We start from the raw sequence: 22,393 nt of genomic DNA on the forward strand, positions 1-22,393 counted from the left end.
GCTGGGTACCCGCAGCAGGTAGGCGACCGCGGCGACCTTCTCGGGCGGGGCCGCCGGCGGCGGCCCCGTGGCCGACTCGACCGCCTCGGCCAGCTCGGGATGATGCCGCCGGATCCACTCCGCGACCCGGGCCCGGAACACCTCGCCGTCCACCGCGGCGGCCAGCGGCAGCGCCCCCAGCCGGGCCCGCCTGGACGGTTTGAACCGCCGCACGGCGACGAGGGACGACGGCACCTCCACCTCGGCCAGATCGGCGAGGGTGTGCGCGGCAAGCTCCACGACGTGCTGTCGTACCGGGGCGGGCAGCGGCTCGCTCATCGCGGACCCACCGCAGGGAGTCGCACCGCGGCCATCGATGATCCGCCTACGGACAAGCTGCGAAAAATCGCTAGAAATGCGACCATGTACTCCCAGATCGGACCCGGCCGGCCAGACTGGATCCACCCGTCCGCCCCTGCCCCGGCACGTTCCGACCTCACCGCGCCCACGGTCGGCTCCCGGCCGACACCGTGATGTTCCTCCGCCTTCGGACCACAGCGATACAAGGACGAACCGCGTTTCCGGCGGCTCGCCCGATCGGCCGGGCAGCAGGGCACGTAGGGACTCCGGAGCCAGCGGGAACAACGAGGACGACCCACCCTATCGGCCGCGTCCAACAGGGTTCGCGGGGGTCGCCAACACAGATCACGGCTGACCTCCGGGGTCTGGCCGGGCATTGTCTCATGTGATAGCCGACTTATGTAGCCTGACGTGGCGCGCACCCTACGCGGCTTTGTTCCGAAATACGCAGCCCCGGCTGCGCCGGAAAGGACCATCGTGACCGACCAGAATCCCCCTCACCAGCCCCCCGGTGGTGACGGGAGCCGGGAGCCGTGGGCCAGCGAGCCCGACCAGTCGGATGAGCAGACCCGGCTCGCCTGGTCGGGCTCCGCGTCCTCCCCGCAGCAGGCGCCCAGCGGCCCGCAGACCCCACCGCCGGTCTCCGGCGGTCAGCCACCCGCCGGTGGGCAGTCCGGCCCCGGCGGCCAGTGGGGCGCCGGCCCGCAGTCCGGCCCACAATCCGGCCCGGCACAGGGCTGGCCGTCGCCGGGATCGCCGTCCGGCGCTCCCGGATGGGGCCAGTCCGGTGCCGCGAGCCAGCCCGGCGCGGCCCAGCAGAACTGGGGTCAGCCCGGCGCCGACCAGCAGGGCTGGAGCGGTCCCGGCCAGGCCGGCGGCTGGCCGCAGGGGGGCGCCTACCCGCCCGGCGGCAGCGGCCCCTACCAGGCGGGCACCGGCTACCAGCAACCAGCCGGCTACCCGAACGGGCCGGACTACTACCAGCAGCAGAACCAGTACCCGGCGGGCCAGTACCAGCAGGGCGGCTACCCGCCGCCCGGTGGCTGGCAGCAGCCCGGCCAGCCACCGCACCAGCCGCCCAAGCGCAATCCGCTGGTCATCATCGTGCCGATCGTCGTGGTCGCGGCGATCGTGCTCGGCGTGGTGATCGCGCTCGCGGTCAGCGGCGGCGACAGCAAGGACGATGTCACCTCCCCGGCCCCGTCCCCCGCACTCAGCCTGCCCGCGATACCCGGGACGTCCGTACCGCCGGCGACAGCCCCGCCCAGCCCGGCCACGACCGGCCCGGCCGGAGTGTCCAACTGCGTGCCGGTCAGCCCGCAGGCTCCCGCGGCAGGCACCGCCGGCATCGGCGGCGCCGGCACGGTCGTCGGCGAGGCCAACTCCTCGGTCAGCGACTTCGAGGCCAAGATCACCCTCAACAGCGTCTGCACGACCACCGGCACCGTCACCAGCTATGGTGACCCGCCGAACCAGGGCGCCTACTACATCCTCAACGTGACCGTCGAGGTGAGCCGCGGCGACACCTCCGCCTCACCGTCGGACTTCTACGTCCAGACCCCGGACGGCACGCGCTACGACGGCAGCTACGACAACGTCGAGCCCCGCCTGTCCGCCTCGACGGTGAAGGCCGGCCAGCGGGTCCGCGGCAACGTCGTGATCGACGCACCCCCCGGCCACGGCGTGCTCAACTGGGAGCCGCTGTTTGCCGTCACCCCGGCAAAGTTCCAGCTCTGAGCCACTCCGGCGCCGGTTGAACGATCGGCGCCAGTGAACGGCCTCCGTGGGGCGGCCCGCCCGGTCCTCGACCGGGTCGGCCGCCCCACACGTTTCCCCGCCAAGGCGCGTCGACCAGGCCGGGTGGCATGGCCGGAGGACCAGACCAGAGGACCAGAGGTCCAGCATGGCCAGACCAGAAAGGTCAGGCCAGGGCGGCGCGGATCCGCTCGGCGGCGGCGTCCAGATCGGTGGGGTCGGGATTGGGGTCGGCCAGCGCGAAGTCCAGTTGCGACTCGTTCTCGATCGGCAACAGGTGGACATGGGCGTGCGGCACCTCAAGCCCGGCGACGATCACCGCCACCCGCTGCGGCTCGTACGCGCGCGCGATGGCCCGGCCGACCGTCGCCGCCGTGGCCCACACGCGGGCCTGGACATCATCGGGCAGATCCGTCCACCGATCGATCTCGACCCGCGGAACCACCAGGGTGTGGCCCGGACGGATCGGCGCGATCGTGAGGAGAGCGGCCGTGTACTCGTCGGAGTACACGATCCGTCCCGGCAGCTCGCCGTCGATGATCCGGGTGAAGACGCTCGGCATGGCCCACGACCCTACCGTCGTTCCGTCCGGGACCAGGGCGCCGCGGACACCTCACGCCCCCCGTCACCCCGCAGCCGATCCGCCGACCCCCGGACCATGAACGGCCACGCGATTACATACGGTTACATAACCATGTGCCGCCATTGTCGGTTCCCTACCCGGGCGTGTCGATCTTTGCGGTCCCTCTACAGGGTTCAAATCGGAATTTTGTCCGCTTCATCCCAGCAGAAGGACCCATTACCTACCGCGACCTCGGGACTCGATCCACACACGCTCGTCCCGGCCGGTCCCGAATGCTTCCATCAGTCACCGACTGTAGAGGTCGAATCCCGCGGTAGCCGCCCATACGCGGAACGTTTGCAGGCTAGACGAACGGACGGGAGAAGCCGGCCTGGCCGGCGGTCATGACGCGGAACTCGTTGCCCTCCGGGTCGGACAGAACGTAGCCGCGTTCCCCGTCGTCCTCGTACCGGCCCACCCGACGGGCGCCGAGGGTGAACAACCAGCCCAGCACCCGTTCGGCGTCGACGGCATACAGGTCGAGGTGGAGCCGGCTCGGGCCGCCGCCGTCGCGGGCGCCCGGGCGCAGCAGCAGCTTCGGGCCGGCGCCCGCCGGATGGCGCAGCACCGCCGCGTCCCCGTCCCGCCAGAGGACCTCATATCCCAGGGCAGCGGACCAGAATCGCACCATAAGATCCACATCCGCACAGTCCACTGCCACACGCCCCACCCGGATCCCGTTGGTCTCAAACCACGCCACCCGGGCATGATTTCGCATTCGGGACTCATTGGCTCGCCGTGCCGGCCACACGGGTCCGTGTCGTGGACACATCGGGTATTCCATGGACACACCAGGGACAGTCAATGGACAGCGGGCGGGCAATTCTGTCGGTGGTCGGTCGTAGCGTGTCCGCGTGCGCCCAGACCCCCTTCCTGCCGCCACGCCTGCCACGCCTGCCATCGCCATGCCCGCTCCCACCGTCCCCACCACCACGGGCGCGGCCGGCCAGCGGCCCAGGCAGGCCAGTCTGGAGGAGCTGGGCCGACCGCTGTCGGATCTGACGTTCGTCGTGGTGGACCTGGAGACGACCGGCACCGCCGCGGCCACCTCGGAGATCACCGAGATCGGCGCGGTACGGGTGCGCGGCGGCGAGGTGCTCGCGGAGATGTCGACCCTGGTGCGTCCGAGCGGTCCAATCCCGGCGCTGGTGTCCGTGCTCACCGGGATCACCGACGCGATGGTCGTCGAAGCGCCCCCCGAGACCGAGGTCATGCCGACGTTCCTCGAGTTCGCCCGCGGGGCGGTGCTGGTCGCCCACAACGCTCCGTTCGACCTGGGCTTCCTGCGGATGGCACTGGAGCGCTGTGGCTACCCGCCGCCGTCCTGGGAGCATCTGGACACGCTGCGCATCGCCCGGCGGGTGATCAGTCGGGACGAAGCCCCCGACTGCCGGCTCGGGTCGCTGGCCCGGCTGTTCCGCAGCACCACCGAGCCGTCCCATCGGGCGCTCGCCGACGCCCGAGCCACGGTGGACGTGCTGCACGGGCTGTTCGAGCGGCTCGGCAACCTGGGCGTCCACACGATCGAGGAGCTGCACGACTTCAGCGCCCGGGTCTCCCCGGCGCAGCGCCGCAAACGCCACCTCGCCGACGGGCTGCCGACCGGCCCCGGCGTGTACGTCTTTCGCGACGTCCAGGACCGGGCACTCTATGTCGGTACCTCCCGTTCGGTGCGACAACGGGTGCGCACCTACTTCACCGCCAGCGAGCCACGCACCCGCATGGCCGAGATGGTCGCGCTCGCCGAGCGGGTCGACGCGATCAGCTGCGCGCACGCGCTGGAGGCGGAGGTTCGCGAGCTGCGGCTGATCGCCGAGCACAAGCCGCCGTACAACCGTCGCTCGCGTCATCCCGAGCGGGCGGTGTACCTGCGGTTGACCGACGAGCCGTTCCCACGGCTGTCCCGGGTGCGCGACCTGCGGGTCGACGCGACCAGCCTCGGCCCGTTCGCCGGTGTGCGCGACGCGCAGGATGCCGCCGACGCGCTGCTCGCCGCCGTGCCGCTACGGCAGTGCACCGGGCGGCTGAGTCCCCGGGTGCAGCGACCCGCCTGTGCGCTGGCGGACCTCGGCCGCTGTGGGGCGCCATGCGACGGCCGGGAGGACGTCGCCACCTACGCCCGTCATGTTCAGGCCGCCCGGTCCGCCATCACCGGCGACCCCACCCCGGTCATCGACGCCGCGACCGGGCGGATGGACCGGCTGGCCGCCGAGGGGCGCTACGAGGAGGCCGCCCACGAACGTGACCGGATGGTGAGCTTCGTGCGCGCCGCCGCCCGCGGCCAACGGCTGGCCGCACTCACCGGGATCACCGAGCTCGTCGCCGCCGCGCCGACCGCGGACGCCGGCTGGGACCTCGCGGTCATCCGCCGTGGCCGGCTGGTGTCCGCGGTGACGGTCGACCGCGGCGTCGATCCACGCCCCTGGGTGGACGCGGCGGTCGCCAGCGCCGAAACCGTCGTGCCCCGGCCCGGTCCTGCTCCCTGTGCGTCGGTCGCCGAGACCGAGCGCCTCGCCCACTGGCTCGCCGGGCCAGGGGTGCGGCTCGTCCGGCTCGACGGCGAGTGGAGCTGGCCGGCCCTCGGCGCCGAACGGGCCGCCCAGCGCTACGCGGCCCTGACCCGAACCGCCACCGACGCCCTCGGCGCCGGGCGGCCGGCGCCCGTCCCGGTGGGACCGCCGCCCGGCCAGAGCCGAGGTCGCAAGCCGAACCACTCCGACCGTCAATAATCATCCGGCTCGTCGGCGCGGTCGACGACGACAGCCGGCCGGTTCACCGGGCCGACAAAGCATCTGGGCCGGTGCCGACGCGGGGTTCCGCTGCCGACACCGGCCCAGGTACAGCCGTGCGTGAGGTGGGGATCAGTGCTTGCCGGGAGCCTCCGGCTCCTTGTCCTTCTCCTCGACGAAGAAGCCGCTGACGGCCTTGCCTGCCCGCCGGGCGATGCCGGTGCCGTGACCGTCACCGTGCCCGTTCGCCGCCGGCAGGGCATACCGATCGGTCGGAACCATCGGATAGTCGGGGACCGGTTCGGGCTTGGGCCGGTGGTCCTCGACGAACTCGCCGTTGGGCAGCTGCCGGATGATGCCGGTCTCGATGCCGTGATGCTCGATCTCGGCGTCCTTGTCCTGCAGGTTCAGGCAGAGCTTCTTCGTCACCGCGTAGGCGATCGGCGGGACGACGAGCAGGCCGATGCGGCCCGCCCAGGTCATCGCGTTCAGCGAGATGCTGAAGGTCTTGGCGATGACGTCGTTACCGCCGGAGATCCACAGCACCAGGTAGAAGCTGATCGCCATCGCACCCAGGGCGGTCCTGGTCGGCGCCTCACGGGGCCGCTGCAACAGGTTGTGCGACTTCGTGTCGCCGGTGAACCGGGCCTCGAGGAACGGCCAGATCGCCAACAGGGTGAACAGGATGCCGGGCAGCACCGCCGTCGGCCAGAACACCGCCGGAACGGTGTGGCCGAGGCCGCGGAACTCCCACGGCGGCATCAGTCGGGTCGATCCGTCCAGGAAGCCGATGTACCAGTCGGGCTGGGAGGCCGAGGACACCATCGACGGGTCGTACGGACCGAACATCCAGATCGGGTTGATCTGCGCCAGACCGCCGAGCAGGGCGATCATCGCGAAGGTCATCATGAAGAACCCGCCGGACTTCACCGCGAAGATCGGGAAGACTCGGTGGCCGATGACGTTGTGCTCGGTCTTGCCCGGGCCGGGGAAGTCGGTGTGCTTCTGCTGCCACAGGATGGCCAGGTGGGCGCCGATGAGCGCGAGCAGCACTCCCGGCACCAGCAGAATGTGCACCACGTACAGCCTCGGCAGGAAGTTCGCGCCCGGGAACTCGCCGTTGAACACCATGAACGACGCCCACGTCCCGATGATCGGGATGGACTGGGCGATCGACGCCGCGATCCGCAGCCCGGTACCGGAGAGCAGGTCGTCCGGCAGCGAGTAGCCGGCGAAACCCTCGAGGATGCCGAGGATGAGCAGGCCGACCCCGATCAGCCAGTTCACCTCACGCGGCTTGCGGTACGCGCCGGTGAAGAACACCCGCATCAGGTGCACGATGATCGACGCGACGAAGATCAGCGCAGCCCAGTGGTGGATCTGGCGGAAGACCAGACCAGCCCGGGTGTCGAAGCTGATGTCCAGCGTCGAGGCGTACGCCCGGCTCATCTCCACGCCCTTGAGGGGGACGTAGGAACCGTTGTAGACGACCTCGGTGTTCGACGGGTCGAAGAACAGCGTGAGGTAGATGCCGGTGAGCAGCAGGATGACGAAGCTGTAGAGCGCGATCTCCCCGATCATGAATGACCAGTGGTCGGGGAAGACCTTGTTCAGGTTGCGCCGCAGCCCGGCCTGCGTGCCGAACCGTTCGTCGGCCGCCCGGTTGAGCTTGCGGACCGGACCGGGTCGCTTGACGAAGTCCGGCGGGGATGCGGTTGTCATGAGCGCTCCCAGAAGGCGGCACCGACAGGCTCGTCGTAGTCACCGTTGCGGGCGTACAGATATCCGTCCGAGTCCGCCGCGATGGCCAGCTGCGGCAGCGACCGGCTGGCCGGGCCGAAGATCGCCCGGCAGCCGTCCAGCACGTCGAAGACCGACTGGTGGCAGGGGCAGAGCAGATGGTGGGTCTGCTGCTCGTAGAGGCTCACCGGGCAGCCGGCATGCGAGCAGATCTTGGAGTAGGCGACGTGGCCGTCCACCGACCAGTTCTCCCGACCCTTGCGCGGGCGGTCGACGCCCGGTGGCAGCCGGATGAGGATGGTGGTGCTGTCCGCCTTGGTGTGCAGGTCCGTCTTCGCCTGGTAGGACACCTGCCCGTTGGCACCGGTGACCGGGATGGCCGGGAAGACCGTCTCGATACCGCCGATGGACACGTCGCCCAGTTTGACGTACCGGCCCTCCTCCGTGACCAGCCGAGCGCCCTTCACCCACGAGGTGTGGTCGAGCTTCTTGCCCGGCTTGGCGTTGGTGAGGTTCAACAGCGGCACCACGACCAGTCCACCGAGCACGGTACCGGCGCCGAGCAGGGTGCGGCGCAGCAGCGGGAAGCGGGTCAGGCCGGTGTCGGCGAAGCCGTCGGCGATCTCCGCCTCGGTGACCGCGATCTCCTCCTTGGCGGAGGTGAACTCGTGGCGCTCCTGAACGGCCTGCTCATGCGGCATGAGCCGCTTGGCCCACAGGATCAGCCCGATACCGAGCCCGCCGACCGCGATGCCCAGGGCCGAGCCGAGGCACGGGGTGTAGTACTCCTTGTGCTTGTCACCGACGAAGTTCGTGATGACGAAGCCGACCGTGCCGACCACCGAGAGCATGAACCACAGAGCGATCACTCGCTCGGCCCGCCGCTCGGCGCGGCGGTCGTGGTCCGCGGACCGCGGCCGGCGGGGGGTGACCCCGCCGGAGCCGGCCCCCCCGCGCATCACCGTGTGCTGCGGGTTGCGGGTGGAGTCGGTCTGGTGCGGCGGGGTGCCCAGCGCCTCCGGACCGTCGTGTGTGCCGGCGGAGATCTCCGGCCCACCGGCCGCGACGTCCGACCCCTTGGCCGGGGCACCGGAGGTGTCGACCGGGTGCTTGGCCCGGTGAAAGATGCTGCTCATCGAGTCCTGGTCAGCCTTGTCGGCCGGCTCACCCTGGTAGCCGGCGTAGTGCATGCGCTCGGATGCGGAGTCCTCCGGGCGGTCCTGGTCGCCCGGTCCGCCCGGCCCCGGCGTCCCCGGGCCCGTCTGGTCACTCATCGCTTCTGCCTCGCTCCGATCCACAGGCACACGGCCAGCAGGCCACCGACGCCCACCAGAATCGCCAGCAGGCCCTCGGGCACCGGACCGTACTTGCCGAGGCTGAAGCCGCCGGGGCTCGCCGTGTCGTTGAGGTGGCGGACGTAGGCCGCGACCGCGACCGCGTCCTCCTCGCTGACCTGACGGTTACCGAAGACGGGCATCGACTCCGGTCCCGTGCGCATCGCCTCGATGATCTGCGTCGGGGTCGACTCGCCCAGCGAGGGAGCGAACTTGCCGTAGGTCAGTGGGGCACCCTGAGCGACTGCCTGATGGCACTGCGCGCAGTTGGCCCGGTACAGCTCACCGCCCTTGGACAGTGCGGCGTCGTTCAGCGCGGCGTCGTCCACCTTCGGCACCTCGGGACCGCCGCCCAGGCTGTCGATGTACGCGGCGAGCTGGGCGATCTGGGTGTCCGAGTAGATCGGCGCCTTGCGGTCGGCCTGCGCGGCCGGAGCGGCCAGCGGCATGCGGCCGGTGGACACCTGGAAGTCGACAGCGGCTGCGCCGACCCCGATCAGGCTCGGCCCGGTGCTGGAGCCCTGGGCACCAAGCCCGTGGCAGGTGGCGCAGCCCTCCAGGAACAGAGCACGGCCTTGGCGGACCGCCTCGTTCGAGCCGGACGCGGACGCGGCGTTGCCGCCGGGCGCCAGCAGCGTCCACAGCACGCCGGTGGCGAGCAGGCCGAACGCGAGGACCAGGGCGGACGAGCGACGGCGCCGCTGCGCGGACGACACCCGACGGCGCGCACGGCGGCGGCCGAGCAGGCCGGGACGGCCGGCGACCGGCTTCGCCCCCGAGCCCGCCGTCTCCGTGTCGGCATCGACGTCGGCGCTCACGTCAGCGTCGGCGCTCACGTCAGCGTCGGCGTCGGCGCCTGCCGCCACGTCGGTGCTCACTTCAACGTCAGTACTCGCCGTGACGTCAGTACCGGCCGTGACGTCGGCGTTCGCTTCGGTGCTGGCATCGGCGTCGGACTTCGCGGCAGCGGCGACCGGGAGGGTGCTCCCGGTCGACTCCGGCGAGGCGGCGGCCCGCGGCCCGGTGGCCGTGTCGCTCGCCGGAGGAACCGGGCTGGTTTCCGGCGGCGTGTCCGACGATGTGCCTGAAGATTCAGTCATGTCGCTCACTGGAGGAGGTAGATGGTCGCGAAGAGGGCGATCCAGACGACGTCGACGAAGTGCCAGTAGTACGACACGACGATCGCCGATGTCGCCTTCTCCGGCGTGAAGCGCCCGTACGTCGACCGGCCCAGCACCATGACGAAGGCGACCAGTCCACCGATCACGTGCAGTCCATGGAAGCCGGTGGTCAGGTAGTACACCGATCCGTAGGCATGCGACGCCATCGTGAACTTGTTCTCGCCGAAGTACTCGTTCGCCTGGCCGCCAACGAAGATGGCGCCCATGATCAGCGAGATCAGATACCAGCGTCGCAGGCCGAACACGTCACCCCGCTCGGCGGCGAACACGCCGAGCTGACAGGTGACGCTGGACAGCACCAGGATCACGGTGAAGAACAGCGCGTACCCGACGTGTAGCTCCACGGGCCCGTGTTCGGACCCGATGGGGTCCCCGGTCGTCGGCGGCCAGTTGCCGCTGTTGACCGAACGGATCGTGAAGTACATCGCGAACAGGGACGCGAAGAACATCAGCTCCGACGACAGCCACACGACCGTGCCGACCGAGACCATCGAGGGACGGTTGGCCGTCGGGTGTGGTGGTGGAGCCTTCTCGAGGACGGGGGCTGAGGCCACGTCGGTCATTCTGACACGCGTCGCCCCAGGCGCCACCGTAGGTTCGACGTTCGGTAGGACTACGACTCGTCGATGACCGGTGCATGCCCCGGACGCATCCCCCACGCGCCGGATGCAAATTCCTGTGCCACAGGGAAAACTGCAGCTCGGGAGGGTGCCCGCGAAGCCGCCCGCACCCTTGGGCCGAGTGGGAGCGTCCCGGCGGATGTTGCGTGCCTCACCCGTCACGGATCCTCCGCATGAGCCGGGTCGGGCGGCACGACGGACCTGGGCCGGTTGGCACGGCACCTGCGCGGGACCCCCGGCCGACCTGCTCCGCGCACGCAACAGGGCCGGCGACGGGACGGGGCTGGTCCGCCCTGGCCACGCCGCCGGCTGGTCGCGTCTGCGGTTATCCGGACATGGCGGCGAGGGCGCGCAGCCCCTCCGCCGGCAGGGCGATCCCCGCTTCCGAGCCCGGGTCGACGGCGAGCAGCAGCTCGTCCGACGGCCAGATCCGCCCGAGTGTGGCGATCTGAACCGTGCGATAGCGGTCCACCTCGGGCAGTGCCGCCGCCAGTCGCTGCTCGGAGGTGAACGTCGGGACGAACTGGGTGCCGTCCTGGCGCTGCGCGACCGGCAGCTGCAGGACGTCACTGTCGGCTTCGGACAGGTCGGTGACGTCATTGCCCAGGTCGGGCAGCAGGACGTCGGCCAGGGCCAGATCACCGAGCGCGGACCGCTCGTTCTCACCATCGGCCAGCCGGCACAGCGCAGCTCGCGCGGCACTGCCCTGCTCGGCCTGTGCGCCCGAGCTGGTGCGGCCGTCCTGGTCGGCGAATCCGTCCGGCCCGGCCACAGCGTCCGGCCCGCTGGGGACCCCCTGACCGGCCACGGCACTGTCGCCGGCCACGGGGTTGCGCCCGACCGCCGGGGCATTGCTGGCCACGGGGTCCTGGTCCGTGCGGGGGGCCTCGGGACGTAGCTGGTCATCGGTCATGGGTGACTCTCCCTTGACGTGGATGAACGTGCTGACGTGTCGTGCCGTAGGCCCTCCGCGTACCCCGCCACGGCCACACCGAACGGGTGCCCTCCGACAATGTGTGCGGCGTCGCAGCCACCCGGTCGCCGGCACCACAGCCGTCCGGGCACCACTGCAGTCCGGACAACCACAGCCGTCCGGGCACCACGGCAGTCCGGGCACCACGGCAGTCCGGACATGCGAACGCCGGCTGCTCAGCCGCGCAGGGCCAGGTCCGCGATCAGGGCGCGGCGGGTCTCGCCGGTCAGGGGCGTCCCGTCGTTGTAGGCGGGATGGTCGACGACGAGCTCCGCGGAAGCATCCGGGTCCCGGAAGACGTCGCGCACCTGGTCGTCCAGCAGGAAACGCACCATGTGCACCGAGACGGTCTCGCTGGGGACGTCCGGATCCTCGTCCGGGCCGGGAATCTCCTGCCCGGCCACCCGCGTCCCGTCGATCTCCAGGAAGACGCTGTGCTGCAGACCGGCGAGGCGGCGCAGCTCGTCGCGCACCGTGGCAAGCCCGTCCAGCTCAAGGAACAGCGTCGCCGTCAGCGCATGACTACCTGGCAACAGCCGGGAGTACGCCTCGATCTCGTGGGCGACATCGGCGGGCGCCGTCAGTCGCTCGGTGTAGACCATCTCCTGCACCTGGTAGCGCAGGGTCTGCTCGTTCTCGAACTCGGCGACGACGATGTCCCCGATCCGCACCCGCCGCTCGGCCCGTACCGGGATCATCCGTCGGCGCAGCTCGGGCCGTCGCTGCGCATACGCCTGATGGTCGGTGATGATGTCGGCGACGGTCAGCGCCATGGCGCGGCCTCCGGGGATCGGTGACGGGCGGGGACGGGCGGGGACGAGACCGGCGACCGGTCCTGGACGCGCTGGGCGCGGGACCGGTCGCCGGGGATCGTGCGGCCTGGGGCCTGGGCCTGGGCCGATCAGGCGTCGGCGGTCTCCTCGGCCGTCAGCGCGTCGAGGGCGCGCTTGAACCGACCGGCGTGGGTCTTCTCGGCGCGGGCCAGGGTGGAGAACCAGTCCGCGATCTCCTCGAAGCCCTCGTCGCGGGCGGTCTTCGCGAAGCCGGGGTACATGGCGGTGAACTCGTAGGTCTCACCGGCGACGGCGCTGGCCAGGTTCTTCGTCGTGGTGCCGAGCGGCTCGCCGGTGGCCGGGTCGCCGACCTCCGCGAGGAAGTCCAGGTGCCCGAAGGCGTGCCCGGTCTCCCCCTCGGCGGTGTCGCGGAACAGCGACGACGCGTCGGTGAGGCCCTCGATGTCGGCACGGCGGGCGAAGTAGAGGTAGCGCCGGTTGGCCTGGCTCTCCCCGGCGAACGCCTCCTTGAGGTTCTCGTGGGTCTTGGTGCCATCGAGCTTGGGCATGTCACGCTCCTTTGCGATGAGTGTTCCCAGCTGGGGTGTTCCCAGCCAGGGGGTCACTGTGGGCCGGCCGCACCCCTGAGCGGGGCCGAGCCGCACCCTGAGCCTGACAGTCCGGACAGATTCCCCGGAACTGCAGGTCGTATCCGGTGATGGCGAAGCCCGAGCGCCGCGCGATCTCCGTCATCATTCCGTCGGGAACCGGATGATCGAGATCGACCGCGCGGCCACAGCTCTCGCAGACCGCATGGTCGTGTCGGCAGGTGTTGGCGTCGTACCGCGCCGCCGCGCCGCCGCCGAGACTGAGCTCCAGCGCCTGACCGGTCGACACCAGCAGCGCCAGGGTGCGGTACACCGTAGCGCTGCCGATTCGCGGTGAGGTGCGCCGCACGCGCTCGTACACCTCGGCCGCGGTCGGATGGTCATGCGCGGCGCGCAGCACCTCGAGGACGGCCATCCGCTGGGGGGTCAGTCGAAGATCGGTCTGGTCGGTCATGGATCACGCCCGTCGGGTTCACGGCCCGGCACGTGCCGGCTGGGATGCCGTACCGAGTGAGAACGAGTCTCAGTATCACCGAGGCGGACCCTGCTGGCAAACCCACGGCCACCGCCGGCTTCGCCGCCACAGCGGGCGTGACCGAGTAATCTTCGGACGGACCGCGCCGGTCGGCCGTACGGGAGGGCAGCACGCCATGCAGGTGGAAGCTGGGCACGGGAGCACCCCGAAAACCATCCTGGTGTACGCCGACCGCGCCGAGGTGCGCGCCCGCGTCATCGCCGCCCTCGGCCGCCGTCCCGCGGGCGACGTCGGCCCGCTGGAGTTCGTGGAGGCCACCGACGCCGCCGAGGCGATCGGCGTGGTCGACCACCACGAGGCCGACCTGTGCATCTTTGACGCCGAGGCCACCCCGACCGGCGGCATGGGCCTGTGCCGGCAGTTGAAGAACGAGGTCGCCGACTGCCCGCCCACCGTCCTGCTGGTCGCTCGTGCGGACGACCGCTGGCTCGCCACCTGGTCCCAGGCGGACGCCGTCGTCGCCCACCCGCTGGACCCCGCCCGGCTCACCGAGGCGGTCGTGACCCTGCTGCGGGCCCGCGCCGACGGTGCGACCTCACGGCGACCACTCACCGGCGCCCAGCTCGCCGGCTGATCGGACCACCATGTCCCTCGAAACCACCGCCCCCGCCTCTGCTGCGACCGCCGTCGCCGCCTCGGCGAGCTCGGCCGGCGCAGCCGCTGCCAGCCTCGTGGACCCGACCGTCCTCGGCCCGGCAGCCACTGGATCGACGGCGACCGGTCCGGCCGTGCGCGCTGCGAGTGTGGGCCCGGCCGCCACGGTGGGTACGGCCGCCGAGGCGGTCCCGAGCTGGCCGGATCTGATCGGTGCGCTGCTGGCGGGCATCCCGCTGGACCGGGCGGGCACCGCCTGGGCGATGAACCAGATCATGGCCGGAACAGCGTCGCCCGCCCAGGTCGCCGGCTTCGTGGTGGCGCTGCGGGCCAAGGGCGAAACCGCCGCGGAGATCGGTGGCCTGGTCGAGGGCATGCTCGCCCACGCCGCCGCCCTGCAGGTCGCCGACGAGCTCCGGGTACGCGCCGTGGACACCTGTGGCACCGGCGGGGACCGGTCCAACACGGTCAACATCTCCACCATGGCCGCGCTCGTCGTCGCGGGCGCCGGCGTCCCGGTGATCAAGCACGGTAACCGGTCGGCGTCGTCGTCCTGCGGCTCGGCGGATCTGCTCGCCGAGCTCGGGGTGGTCGTCGACCTGCCGCCCGCGGGCGTCGCGGCCTGCCTGCCCGCGGCGAACATCGCGTTCTGCTTCGCCCGGACGTTCCACCCGGCGATGCGCCACGTCGGCCCGATCCGCGCCGACCTCGGGGTGCCGACCGCGTTCAACATCCTCGGGCCGCTGACGAACCCGGGCAACCCCGGGGCGCAGTCGATCGGCGTCGCAGACCCGCGTCTGGCCCCCGTCATCGCCCAGGTGCTGGCCGACCGCGGCACCCGCGCGCTGGTCTTCCGCGGCGATGACGGCCTGGACGAGCTCAGCCCCGTGACCACCTCCTCCGTCTGGGTGATCCCCGGGGCTCCGGCGAACCCCGCCGGCCCGGCAGATCCGACCGACCCGACGGCCCGGCCGAAGCCGTCGGACTCGGCCGGCTCGGCACCGCCCCGGCGGGAACGCTTTGACCCCCGCGAGGTCGGCATCCACGTCCCCGATGTCGCCGCCCTACGGGGTGCGAACGCGCCGCACAACGCCGCGGTCGCCCGCACCCTGCTCGCCGGCGAGCCGGGCCCGGTCCGCGACACGGTTCTGCTCAACGCCGCCGCCGCCCTGGTCGCCGCCGACGGTCCCACCCAGGCCCCGATCGCCGAGCAGATCGCCGCGGCCCTCCCCCGCGCCGCAGCCGCCCTCGACTCGGGCGCCGCCCGCATCGTGCTGGACCGCTGGATCGCCGCCAGCCAGACCGCCGCCAGCCCCAGCCGGACGCCCGGGTGAAAACCGATATGAGCCCTAATACGGCACCGTAACGATGGGTAGCCGGCAACCGGTAGGCCCGACGGCGCGCGGCACCTCGTGGCCGGACAGACTGCGCCAGGCCGTTTTCCGTGAATCAAGGCGCTGCCGCAGTCGGGGGATGGGTGGTCGCTGGGCACGGTGACAGCCGGGCTGGGCGACCACGGTTCGGAGGGTGGCCCCAAGCCCGGCAGCAACAGCGCCGCCCGGCACACGTCCGGTGAGTGCGCAGCGGCAATGACCCTGCTGGCCGATGCGGTTCGGGCGCCACACACACACGACGACCCAACGGAAAACGAAGCAGGGGCCGGCATCCACATGTGGTGGATGCCGGCCCCTGCTGCCGCAGAGGTACGGCGGCTCAGTCCTCGGGCACCGGGGGGTGCCAGAAGTTCTCGAACACCAGGCAGGTCACGAAGGTGACCACGAGCACGGCGCCGAGGACGACCAGCCAGATTCCGAACACGAAGCCCATCGCGGCGGTCACCGCGCTGGCCCCGATGAAGAAGGGGTAGTAGCTGCCGGGGGTGAAGTGGCCGAGTTCGCCGGCGCCGTCCGCGATCTCCGCGTCGGGCAGGTCCTGCGGGCGCATGCCGATGCGGCGGCCGGTGAACATGAGGTAGCCACCGACGAGGAAGCCCAGGCCCGTGGTGAGGGTCAGGGCCGCGGTGCCGGTCGGGTCCTTGGACCAGAACCAGTAGACCAGCGCCGCCGCTCCGGCGAACACGCCGAAGAAGCTGAAGATGATGCCTTCCACCTTCATACGATCGCCGCTCTCCTAGCTGATCTCGGGTGAGGCATGGTAGTCGACCCGGCCGACTGTGGCCGGGAAGTGCAGGTCGAACGCCGGCCGCTCGGAGCGGATCCGTGGCAACGAGGTGAAGTTGTGCCGCGGCGGCGGGCAGGAGGTCGCCCACTCCAGCGAGTTCCCGTAGCCCCAGGGGTCGTCCACGACGGCCAGCTGGCCCTTGCGGTACGAGTGCCACAGGTTGTACAGGAACGGCAACGTCGACAGCGCCAGCAGGAACGATCCGGCGCTGGAGAACGTGTTCAGGGTCGTGAAGCCGTCGGACGGACTGTAGTCGGCGTACCGCCGCGGCATCCCCTTCAGACCCAGCCAGTGCTGGACGAGGAACGTGGCGTGGAAGCCGATGAACACCGTCCAGAAGTGGATCTTGCCGAGCCGGTCATCCATCATCCGGCCGGTGACCTTCGGGAACCAGAAGTAGGTCCCGGCGTACGCCGCGAACACCACCGTGCCGAACACGACGTAGTGGAAGTGGGCGACGACGAAGTAGCTGTCGCTGACGTGGAAGTCGATCGGCGGGCTGGCGAGCAGCACACCGGTGAGACCACCGAACAGGAAGGTCACCAGGAAGCCGAGGCAGAACAGCATCGGCGTCTCGAAGGTGAGCTGCCCGCGCCACATCGTGCCGATCCAGTTGAAGAACTTCATCCCGGTGGGCACCGCGATGAGGAACGACAGGAAGGCGAAGAACGGCAGCAGCACCGCGCCGGTGACGAACATGTGGTGCGCCCACACCGCGACCGACAGGGCGCCGATGCCGATGGTGGCGAACACCAGACCCTTGTAGCCGAACAGCGGCTTGCGGGAGAACACCGGCAGGATCTCGCTGACGATCCCGAAGAACGGCAGCGCGAGGATGTAGACCTCGGGATGCCCGAAGAACCAGAACAGGTGCTGCCAGAGCAGCGCCCCGCCGTTGGCCGCGTCGAACACGTGCGCGCCGAAGCGGCGGTCGGCCTCGAGCGCGAGCAGCGCCGCGGCGAGCACCGGGAAGGCGATCAGCACGAGGATCGACGTGACCAGGAAGTTCCAGCAGAAGATCGGCAGCCGGAACATCGTCATGCCGGGCGCCCGTAGGCACAGGATCGTGGTGATCATGTTGACACCACCGAGGATGGTGCCCAGACCCGACACCACCAGGCCCATGATCCACAGATCGGATCCGGCACCCGGGGAGTAGACGTCGTTGCTCAGCGGCGCGTAGGCGAACCAGCCGAACGACGCGGCGCCGTTCGGGGTCAGGAAGCCCGCGACGACCGTCAGGCTGCCGAACAGGAACAACCAGTACGACAGCGCGTTCAGCCGCGGGAAGGCGACGTCCGGCGAGCCGATCTGCAGCGGCACCAGCAGGTTCGCGTAGGCGAACGCGATCGGCGTCGCGAACATCAGCAGCATCAGCGTGCCGTGCATGGTGAACAGCTGGTTGTACTGCTCGTTCCCGAAGAACTGCAGGCCCGGCCGAGCGAGCTCGGCGCGCATCATGACCGCCAGTACACCGGCGAACAGGAAGAACCCGAGCGACGTCACGAAGTACATCACTGCGATGTCCTTGTGCGACGTCGTGCGCAGGTAGCCGAGCAGGTTCGTCCGCTTGGGTAGGTGGGGTAGGTCGGGCTCGGCGTGGCCGACACCCGTCTCGTGCACCAGGGTCACTGTCCGCTCCCGGAGGTGGTGGCGGTGACCGCGGTGGACGCCCCCGCGGCCTGCGTCTGCGTGGTCGACGAGGATGTGGTCGACGAGGACGCGGACGACGACGGGACGGGGGCGTTCAGCCGCTCCGTGATGAACTTGTCGTACTCGGCCTGGGGCACGACCTTGACGTAGAAGTTCATCCGGTCGTGGTCGGTGCCGCAGAGCTCGGCGCAGCGGCCGATGAACGTGCCGGTCTTGGTGACCGTCAGCTCGAACTGGTTGATCCGACCGGGGATGACGTCCCGCTTGAAGAGGAACTCGGGCACCCAGAAGGAGTGGATGACGTCCGGGGACGTCTCCACGAACCGGATCGAGCGGTTCTGCGGCAGCACCAGCACGGCGGGCTCGCCCGGGCGGCCGGTGACCTCGATCTGGTTCTGGCTCGGGCTGCTCTGCCCGACGCCGGGGTCGAGGTACTTGAACTGCCAGTTCCACCGGAAGCCGATCACGTCGACCGTCACGTCCGGGTGCGCGGAGAGCTTGGTGACCTCCGACTCGTCCCGGGCGGTGTAGTAGAACATGCCGACCACGATGACCACCGGCACGACCGTGTACAGAATTTCCACCGGCAGGTTGTAACGGATCTGCCGGGGCAGCACGTCGCTGCGCTTACGGAACGCGACGACGGCATAAAAGATCATGCCCCAGACGATGACGCCGACGACAAGCGCCGCGATCGCCGAGCCCTGCCACAGATTGAGCAGGCGCGGCGAATAGTTCGTCACACCGTCGGGATAACCGAAGTTGGGTCGCTCGCAGGCGGTCGCCGCGAAGCCCACGAGCGCAAGCGGCCCGACCAGACGCAGGGTCCGGCGGCCACGCGAGCGCTGGTGCGCACGCTGCCCGCCGCCGTGCGTGCCGGGCGCCTCGCCGGAGTCAGCCGTCGTCGGCATGCCTCCGACCTCCGCGGCCGGGACCTCCGCGACCGGAACATCCGCGACCGACGGCCGGGTCCGACCGAAGGATCTCCTCACCAGGTCCTGCCTCCCACGACTAGCGGCATGCGGCGACGGCGCGAACGCTGCCTTCCGCCATCCCGCGAAACCCCTGCAAACGCCATGCCACCCCGGTCGATCCCTCCGGACGACATGCTGTCTTCGACACGCTGTAGATGGTGCGGCAGCAGCGTATCTCAGCCGCCCGGCAGCTTCTCGCCTCAGGCCCATCAAGGGGCTGTGATGCATGCCCCCGACCGGCACGTCAGGGCGTAGCGTCGGCGCCGTGCCGGCCTATCTCGACCATGCGTCGACCACGCCACTGCACCCCGCCGCCCGCGCGGCACTGCTGGTGGCACTGGACGAGGGCTGGGCCGACCCGGCCCGGCTCTACCGCGAGGGGCGGCGCGCCCGGATGCTGCTGGACGCGGCCCGCGAGTCCGTGGCCACGGTCCTCGGGGCCCGTCCGGACGAGATCAGTTTCACCTCCAGTGGCACCACGGCGGCAGGCGCCGCACTGCTTGGCACGGCCACAGCCCGCCGCCGGGCGGGCCGGGTGGTGATGGTCAGCGCGGTCGAGCACTCGAGCGTGCTGCACGCCGCGGCGGTACACGAAGGGGCCGGCGGGCAGGTCGTCCAGGTCGGGGTGGACGGACACGGCCGGGTGGACCCGGCGGCCTTCACCCCCGTCCCGGGGACCGCCGTGGCAAGCCTGCAGCACGCCAACCACGAGGTCGGCACCCTGCAACCGGTGGCCGAGGTGGCGCGACGGCTGCACGAGGCGGGTGTTCCGCTGCACACCGACGCGGCCGTGACGGTCGGGCATGTCCCGGTGGACGTGCGTGCCCTCGGCGTGGACCTGCTGACCGCCAGCGCCCACAAGTTCGGCGGTCCGCCCGGCGTCGGCCTGCTCGTGGTGCGCACCGGTACCCGCTGGCGCAGCCCGGGACCCACGGACGAACGGGAGGGCGGGCGGGTCGCGGGTTTTCCCGCCGTCCCGGCCATCGTCGCCACCGCGGCCGCGCTCGAGGCCCGTACCAGCGAGCTCGCCGCGGAGGGTCCACGGCTGGCCGGCCTCGTCGCCGAGCTGCGCCGCCGGCTCCCTGCGCTGGTCGACGGCGTCGAACTGCTCGGCGATCCGGATCCGACCGGCTCGGTGCGCCACATCTGTGCCTTCTCCTGCCTGTACGTGGCGGGTGAGGCGCTGCTGGACGGGCTGGACCGGGCCGGGATCGCGGTCAGCTCCGGGTCGAGCTGCACCTCGGACGCGCTCACACCGAGCCACGTGCTGGTCGCGATGGGCGCGCTCACCCACGGCAACCTGCGGATCTCCTTCGGTCGGGATTCCACCCAGGCAGACGTCGACGCCCTGCTGGACGTCCTGCCCGGCGTCGTGCGCGAGGTACGCGCCCGTTTCGGCGCCGCGGACCTGGACCACACGCCATGACCCCGGACGCGACACCCCCGGAGGCCACGACCATGGTGGACGCCCGCGGTCGACGCTGCCCGTTACCGATCATCGATCTCGCCCGGGCCATCGTCACGGTCACCCCCGGCGCCACGGTCACTCTGTGGGCGGACGATCCCGCCGCCGGTCCGGACGTGGCCGCCTGGTGCCGGTTGCGAGCCCAGGAGCTCGTCTCAAGCCGGACACTGCCGTCCGGCGGCGACGAGTTCGTCATCCGCCGCCGGACCTGATCGTCCCCGGAACCGCCCGACCTGGACGCCTCTCACCCCTGCCCGGCCTGGCCCTACCTGGCCGGGACGGACCCAGGCGACCGGCCGGCTCGGGCCGGGCGGCCGACTCAGGCGGCGGGCAGGTGCTCGGCGATCTCGGCGGCGGCGGCGTCGCCGTAGGTCTCGGCGAGGCGCTTGACCATCTCGGCGGGATCGGTCTCGTAGTCCTGCGGCCCGAGGGTCTCCAGCACCAGGGTGGCGATGAGGGCGCCCACCTGGGCGGACCGCTCGAGGGACAGGTCCCACGACAGGCCGGCGAGGAACCCGGCCCGGAAGCCGTCGCCGACCCCGGTGGGGTCGGGTGTGTCACGGGCGGGGACGACCGGCACCCGGATCAGGTCCTGGCCCGGCGCCTCGATCACGATGCCGTCCTTGCCGTGCGTGGTGACCCGCACGCCGACCGCTGCGAGAATCTCCGCGTCCGACCAGCCGGTCTTGCTGGCCAGCAGCGCCTTCTCGTACTCGTTGCAGAACAGGTAGGCCGCGCCGGTGATGAGCTCGCGGATCTGCGCGCCGTCGAGCAGGGCAAGCTGCTGGGACGGGTCGGCGGCGAACGCGTAGCCGCGCTCGCGGGCCTCCTGCGCGTGGCGCAGCATGGCAGCGGGGTTGTTGGGGCTGACGACGACCAGGTCCAGCCCGCCGACGCGGTCGGCGATGGGCGCGAGTTCGATCTCGGCGGCCTCGTCCATCGCGCCCGGGTAGAAGGAGGCGATCTGGTTGAGGTCGAGGTCGGTGGTGCAGACGAACCGGGCGGTGTGCGCGGCCTGGCTGACCCGCAGGGCGCTGGTGTCCACCCCGTGGCTCTCGAGCCAGGTGCGGTAGTCGCCGAAGTCCGTCCCGACCGCCCCGACGACGATCGGACGCAGGCCGAGCCGGCCGAGGCCGATGGCGATGTTGGCAGCGACTCCGCCGCGTCGGACCACCAGCTCGTCCACGAGGAACGACAGCGAGACCTTCTCGAGCTGGTCGACGAGCAGCTGCTCGACGAACCGCCCGGGGAAGCGCATGAGGTGGTCGGTGGCGATGGAACCGGTCAGGGCGATATCCACGATGGTGCAGCCTACCGGCACCCCCACCGGGCGCCCACAGGCCCCCGCACGACGACGCCCGCTGTGACCGGGGTGGTCACAGCGGGCGTCGATGCGTGGCGCGGTGGGTCCGGCGAGGACCCGCGGGACTCCTAGTTGAACGAGTCGCCGCAGGCGCAGGAACCCTGCGCGTTGGGGTTGTCGATCGTGAAGCCCTGCTTCTCGATCGTGTCGACGAAGTCGATCGTCGCGCCGCCCAGATAGGGGGCGCTCATCCGGTCGACGGCGACCTTGACGCCGGCGAAGTCCAGGACGGTGTCGCCGTCCAGGGACCGCTCGTCGAAGAACAGCTGGTAACGCATGCCCGAGCAACCACCCGGCTGCACCGCGATGCGCAGCTTGAGGTCATCCCGGCCCTCCTGCTCCAGCAGGGTCTTCACCTTGCCGGCGGCCGTTTCGGTGAGGATGACGGCCGAGGACTGCGTCGCGGTCTCCGTCGTGTCCTGAACGGTCATAGAGACTTCTCCTGCCCTTGCTGTGATGTGGCCTGGCAGAGCCGGGCCACTGGTTCCGGTCGGGTACTGCGCTTCCGGTCGGTCGCTTTCCGGTCGGGTGTCGCTTGCGGTACTGCCCGCGACGCCTCCAACTCCCGGCAGACGCCCCGGACACGGCACAGCCACTGCGCCGACATCCATGCCCAACACCATCGGACGGGATCCGCTTCCCATCGTAGCGAGACCGGGCAGGACCGACCACGCGGCGATCGGGTCCGCCACGAGACCCCCGTCACCTTGGGTTATGTCCCAGCCAGGCACCCACCCGGCCCACCGGGTCGGGACACCCGGCCCCCCACGGGGGGCGATCTGGCGTCTTGACCCCCGTGACGTGGGACATCAGGTTTCCGACCGCCGGCCGCGGTCCGGCCGGGAGATCGCGGGCGGGTCACCGATCGACCCGGTGCCGCGGCCCGGTGACCCCCACGACGAGTCGCCCCCGAGACACCACATCCGCGCATACGATGCGGTCGGGGGAGTTAGA

General features: G+C 71.0%; 21 protein-coding genes and 1 pseudogene. 6 read left to right on the forward strand and 16 right to left on the reverse strand.

The window, feature by feature from the left end:
• Positions 1–318, reverse strand: a pseudogene (locus ND747_RS25095) (hypothetical protein); the annotation flags it as partial.
• A 498-nt stretch (positions 319–816) separates the two neighbouring features.
• Here ND747_RS25095 and ND747_RS25100 point away from each other — a divergent pair.
• On the forward strand, positions 817–2,076 hold the full coding sequence (locus tag ND747_RS25100) for a DUF4352 domain-containing protein (RefSeq protein ID WP_251736659.1): 1,260 nt from the start codon (positions 817–819) through the stop codon (positions 2,074–2,076).
• Between the two features lie 184 nt (positions 2,077–2,260).
• On the opposite strand, the gene ND747_RS25105 is transcribed toward ND747_RS25100, so the two are convergent.
• Together ND747_RS25105 and ND747_RS25110 are read right to left on the reverse strand one after the other, a co-directional pair.
• Positions 2,261–2,656, reverse strand: coding sequence for an HIT family protein (locus ND747_RS25105; protein ID WP_251736660.1), 396 nt, complete (start codon positions 2,654–2,656; stop codon positions 2,261–2,263).
• A 364-nt stretch (positions 2,657–3,020) separates the two neighbouring features.
• Complete coding sequence (locus ND747_RS25110) at positions 3,021–3,434, reverse strand: VOC family protein (RefSeq protein WP_251736661.1); 414 nt, start codon at positions 3,432–3,434, stop codon at positions 3,021–3,023.
• A gap of 187 nt (positions 3,435–3,621) precedes the next feature.
• Here ND747_RS25110 and ND747_RS25115 point away from each other — a divergent pair, with 187 nt between their 5' ends.
• The gene (locus ND747_RS25115) at positions 3,622–5,445 is read left to right on the forward strand and encodes a DEDD exonuclease domain-containing protein (RefSeq protein WP_251736685.1); all 1,824 of its coding nucleotides are present in this window, start codon (positions 3,622–3,624) and stop codon (positions 5,443–5,445) included.
• Between the two features lie 132 nt (positions 5,446–5,577).
• On the opposite strand, the gene ND747_RS25120 is transcribed toward ND747_RS25115, so the two are convergent.
• From ND747_RS25120 to ND747_RS25155, 8 genes are all read right to left on the reverse strand, one after another.
• Positions 5,578–7,167: a ubiquinol-cytochrome c reductase cytochrome b subunit gene (locus ND747_RS25120; protein WP_251736662.1), complete on the reverse strand. Its 1,590-nt coding sequence runs from the start codon at positions 7,165–7,167 to the stop codon at positions 5,578–5,580.
• A complete protein-coding gene (locus tag ND747_RS25125; RefSeq protein WP_251736663.1) occupies positions 7,164–8,459 on the reverse strand; it encodes a ubiquinol-cytochrome c reductase iron-sulfur subunit in 1,296 nt (431 codons plus the stop codon). Before ND747_RS25125 ends, ND747_RS25120 begins: the two co-directional genes overlap by 4 nt.
• Positions 8,456–9,337 carry a c-type cytochrome gene (locus ND747_RS25130; protein ID WP_251736686.1) on the reverse strand — a complete coding sequence of 294 codons (882 nt, stop codon included), beginning with the start codon at positions 9,335–9,337 and terminating at the stop codon, positions 8,456–8,458. The genes ND747_RS25125 and ND747_RS25130 overlap by 4 nt, the downstream gene beginning before the upstream one ends.
• A gap of 287 nt (positions 9,338–9,624) precedes the next feature.
• Positions 9,625–10,263: a heme-copper oxidase subunit III gene (locus ND747_RS25135; protein WP_251736664.1), complete on the reverse strand. Its 639-nt coding sequence runs from the start codon at positions 10,261–10,263 to the stop codon at positions 9,625–9,627.
• A 382-nt stretch (positions 10,264–10,645) separates the two neighbouring features.
• A complete protein-coding gene (locus tag ND747_RS25140; protein ID WP_251736665.1) occupies positions 10,646–11,233 on the reverse strand; it encodes an SseB family protein in 588 nt (195 codons plus the stop codon).
• A 236-nt stretch (positions 11,234–11,469) separates the two neighbouring features.
• Complete coding sequence (locus tag ND747_RS25145; protein ID WP_251736666.1) at positions 11,470–12,066, reverse strand: DUF3501 family protein; 597 nt, start codon at positions 12,064–12,066, stop codon at positions 11,470–11,472.
• Between the two features lie 128 nt (positions 12,067–12,194).
• Positions 12,195–12,635: a rubrerythrin family protein gene (locus ND747_RS25150; RefSeq protein WP_251736667.1), complete on the reverse strand. Its 441-nt coding sequence runs from the start codon at positions 12,633–12,635 to the stop codon at positions 12,195–12,197.
• 1 nt (position 12,636) lies between these two features.
• Entirely contained in the window at positions 12,637–13,128 is a 492-nt protein-coding gene (locus tag ND747_RS25155) for a Fur family transcriptional regulator (RefSeq protein WP_251736668.1), read from the reverse strand.
• Between the two features lie 196 nt (positions 13,129–13,324).
• On the opposite strand from ND747_RS25155, the gene ND747_RS25160 reads away from it, so the two are divergent.
• Both ND747_RS25160 and trpD read left to right on the forward strand, forming a co-directional pair.
• Entirely contained in the window at positions 13,325–13,783 is a 459-nt protein-coding gene (locus ND747_RS25160; protein WP_251736669.1) for a hypothetical protein, read from the forward strand.
• Between the two features lie 10 nt (positions 13,784–13,793).
• Positions 13,794–15,137 carry an anthranilate phosphoribosyltransferase gene (trpD, locus tag ND747_RS25165; RefSeq protein WP_251736670.1) on the forward strand — a complete coding sequence of 448 codons (1,344 nt, stop codon included), beginning with the start codon at positions 13,794–13,796 and terminating at the stop codon, positions 15,135–15,137.
• A 379-nt stretch (positions 15,138–15,516) separates the two neighbouring features.
• On the opposite strand, the gene ND747_RS25170 is transcribed toward trpD, so the two are convergent.
• Genes ND747_RS25170 through coxB form a run of 3 tightly spaced genes read right to left on the reverse strand, consistent with a single transcriptional unit; the run spans position 15,517 to position 18,629 of the window.
• Positions 15,517–15,918 (reverse strand): cytochrome c oxidase subunit 4, encoded by a 402-nt coding sequence (locus ND747_RS25170; RefSeq protein ID WP_251736671.1) that lies wholly within the window; start codon positions 15,916–15,918, stop codon positions 15,517–15,519.
• Between the two features lie 15 nt (positions 15,919–15,933).
• Positions 15,934–17,616, reverse strand: a complete 1,683-nt coding sequence (gene ctaD / locus ND747_RS25175) for a cytochrome c oxidase subunit I (RefSeq protein WP_251736672.1) — start codon at positions 17,614–17,616, stop codon at positions 15,934–15,936.
• Positions 17,613–18,629: a cytochrome c oxidase subunit II gene (gene coxB, locus ND747_RS25180; RefSeq protein WP_251736673.1), complete on the reverse strand. Its 1,017-nt coding sequence runs from the start codon at positions 18,627–18,629 to the stop codon at positions 17,613–17,615. The genes ctaD and coxB overlap by 4 nt, the downstream gene beginning before the upstream one ends.
• A gap of 208 nt (positions 18,630–18,837) precedes the next feature.
• Between coxB and ND747_RS25185 the strand changes: the two genes are divergently transcribed.
• Together ND747_RS25185 and ND747_RS25190 are read left to right on the forward strand one after the other, a co-directional pair.
• Positions 18,838–20,037, forward strand: a complete 1,200-nt coding sequence (locus tag ND747_RS25185) for a cysteine desulfurase family protein (protein ID WP_285901102.1) — start codon at positions 18,838–18,840, stop codon at positions 20,035–20,037.
• Positions 20,034–20,288: a sulfurtransferase TusA family protein gene (locus tag ND747_RS25190; RefSeq protein WP_251736674.1), complete on the forward strand. Its 255-nt coding sequence runs from the start codon at positions 20,034–20,036 to the stop codon at positions 20,286–20,288. Before ND747_RS25185 ends, ND747_RS25190 begins: the two co-directional genes overlap by 4 nt.
• Positions 20,289–20,395: 107 nt before the next feature.
• Here the strand turns inward: ND747_RS25190 and ND747_RS25195 are convergent, their stop codons facing one another.
• Positions 20,396–21,376, reverse strand: coding sequence for a carbohydrate kinase family protein (locus tag ND747_RS25195; RefSeq protein WP_251736675.1), 981 nt, complete (start codon positions 21,374–21,376; stop codon positions 20,396–20,398).
• Between the two features lie 131 nt (positions 21,377–21,507).
• Positions 21,508–21,870, reverse strand: a complete 363-nt coding sequence (erpA, locus tag ND747_RS25200) for an iron-sulfur cluster insertion protein ErpA (RefSeq protein WP_251736676.1) — start codon at positions 21,868–21,870, stop codon at positions 21,508–21,510.
• Positions 21,871–22,393: the final 523 nt, after the last annotated feature.

Source organism: Frankia sp. R82 (assembly GCF_023716925.1).
Taxonomy (GTDB): domain Bacteria; phylum Actinomycetota; class Actinomycetes; order Frankiales; family Frankiaceae; genus Frankia.

Coding starts and splice junctions, on each gene's coding strand:
- ND747_RS25105 (WP_251736660.1), bottom strand. CDS start 2,656: ATGCCGAGCGTCTTCACCCGGATCATCGACGGCGAGCTGCCGGGACGG.
- ND747_RS25110 (WP_251736661.1), bottom strand. CDS start 3,434: ATGCGAAATCATGCCCGGGTGGCGTGGTTTGAGACCAACGGGATCCGG.
- ND747_RS25115 (WP_251736685.1), top strand. CDS start 3,622: ATGCCCGCTCCCACCGTCCCCACCACCACGGGCGCGGCCGGCCAGCGG.
- ND747_RS25120 (WP_251736662.1), bottom strand. CDS start 7,167: ATGACAACCGCATCCCCGCCGGACTTCGTCAAGCGACCCGGTCCGGTC.
- ND747_RS25125 (WP_251736663.1), bottom strand. CDS start 8,459: ATGAGTGACCAGACGGGCCCGGGGACGCCGGGGCCGGGCGGACCGGGC.
- ND747_RS25135 (WP_251736664.1), bottom strand. CDS start 10,263: ATGACCGACGTGGCCTCAGCCCCCGTCCTCGAGAAGGCTCCACCACCA.
- ND747_RS25140 (WP_251736665.1), bottom strand. CDS start 11,233: ATGACCGATGACCAGCTACGTCCCGAGGCCCCCCGCACGGACCAGGAC.
- ND747_RS25145 (WP_251736666.1), bottom strand. CDS start 12,066: ATGGCGCTGACCGTCGCCGACATCATCACCGACCATCAGGCGTATGCG.
- ND747_RS25150 (WP_251736667.1), bottom strand. CDS start 12,635: ATGCCCAAGCTCGATGGCACCAAGACCCACGAGAACCTCAAGGAGGCG.
- ND747_RS25155 (WP_251736668.1), bottom strand. CDS start 13,128: ATGACCGACCAGACCGATCTTCGACTGACCCCCCAGCGGATGGCCGTC.
- ND747_RS25160 (WP_251736669.1), top strand. CDS start 13,325: ATGCAGGTGGAAGCTGGGCACGGGAGCACCCCGAAAACCATCCTGGTG.
- trpD (WP_251736670.1), top strand. CDS start 13,794: ATGTCCCTCGAAACCACCGCCCCCGCCTCTGCTGCGACCGCCGTCGCC.
- ND747_RS25170 (WP_251736671.1), bottom strand. CDS start 15,918: ATGAAGGTGGAAGGCATCATCTTCAGCTTCTTCGGCGTGTTCGCCGGA.
- ND747_RS25185 (WP_285901102.1), top strand. CDS start 18,838: ATGCCCCCGACCGGCACGTCAGGGCGTAGCGTCGGCGCCGTGCCGGCC.
- ND747_RS25190 (WP_251736674.1), top strand. CDS start 20,034: ATGACCCCGGACGCGACACCCCCGGAGGCCACGACCATGGTGGACGCC.
- erpA (WP_251736676.1), bottom strand. CDS start 21,870: ATGACCGTTCAGGACACGACGGAGACCGCGACGCAGTCCTCGGCCGTC.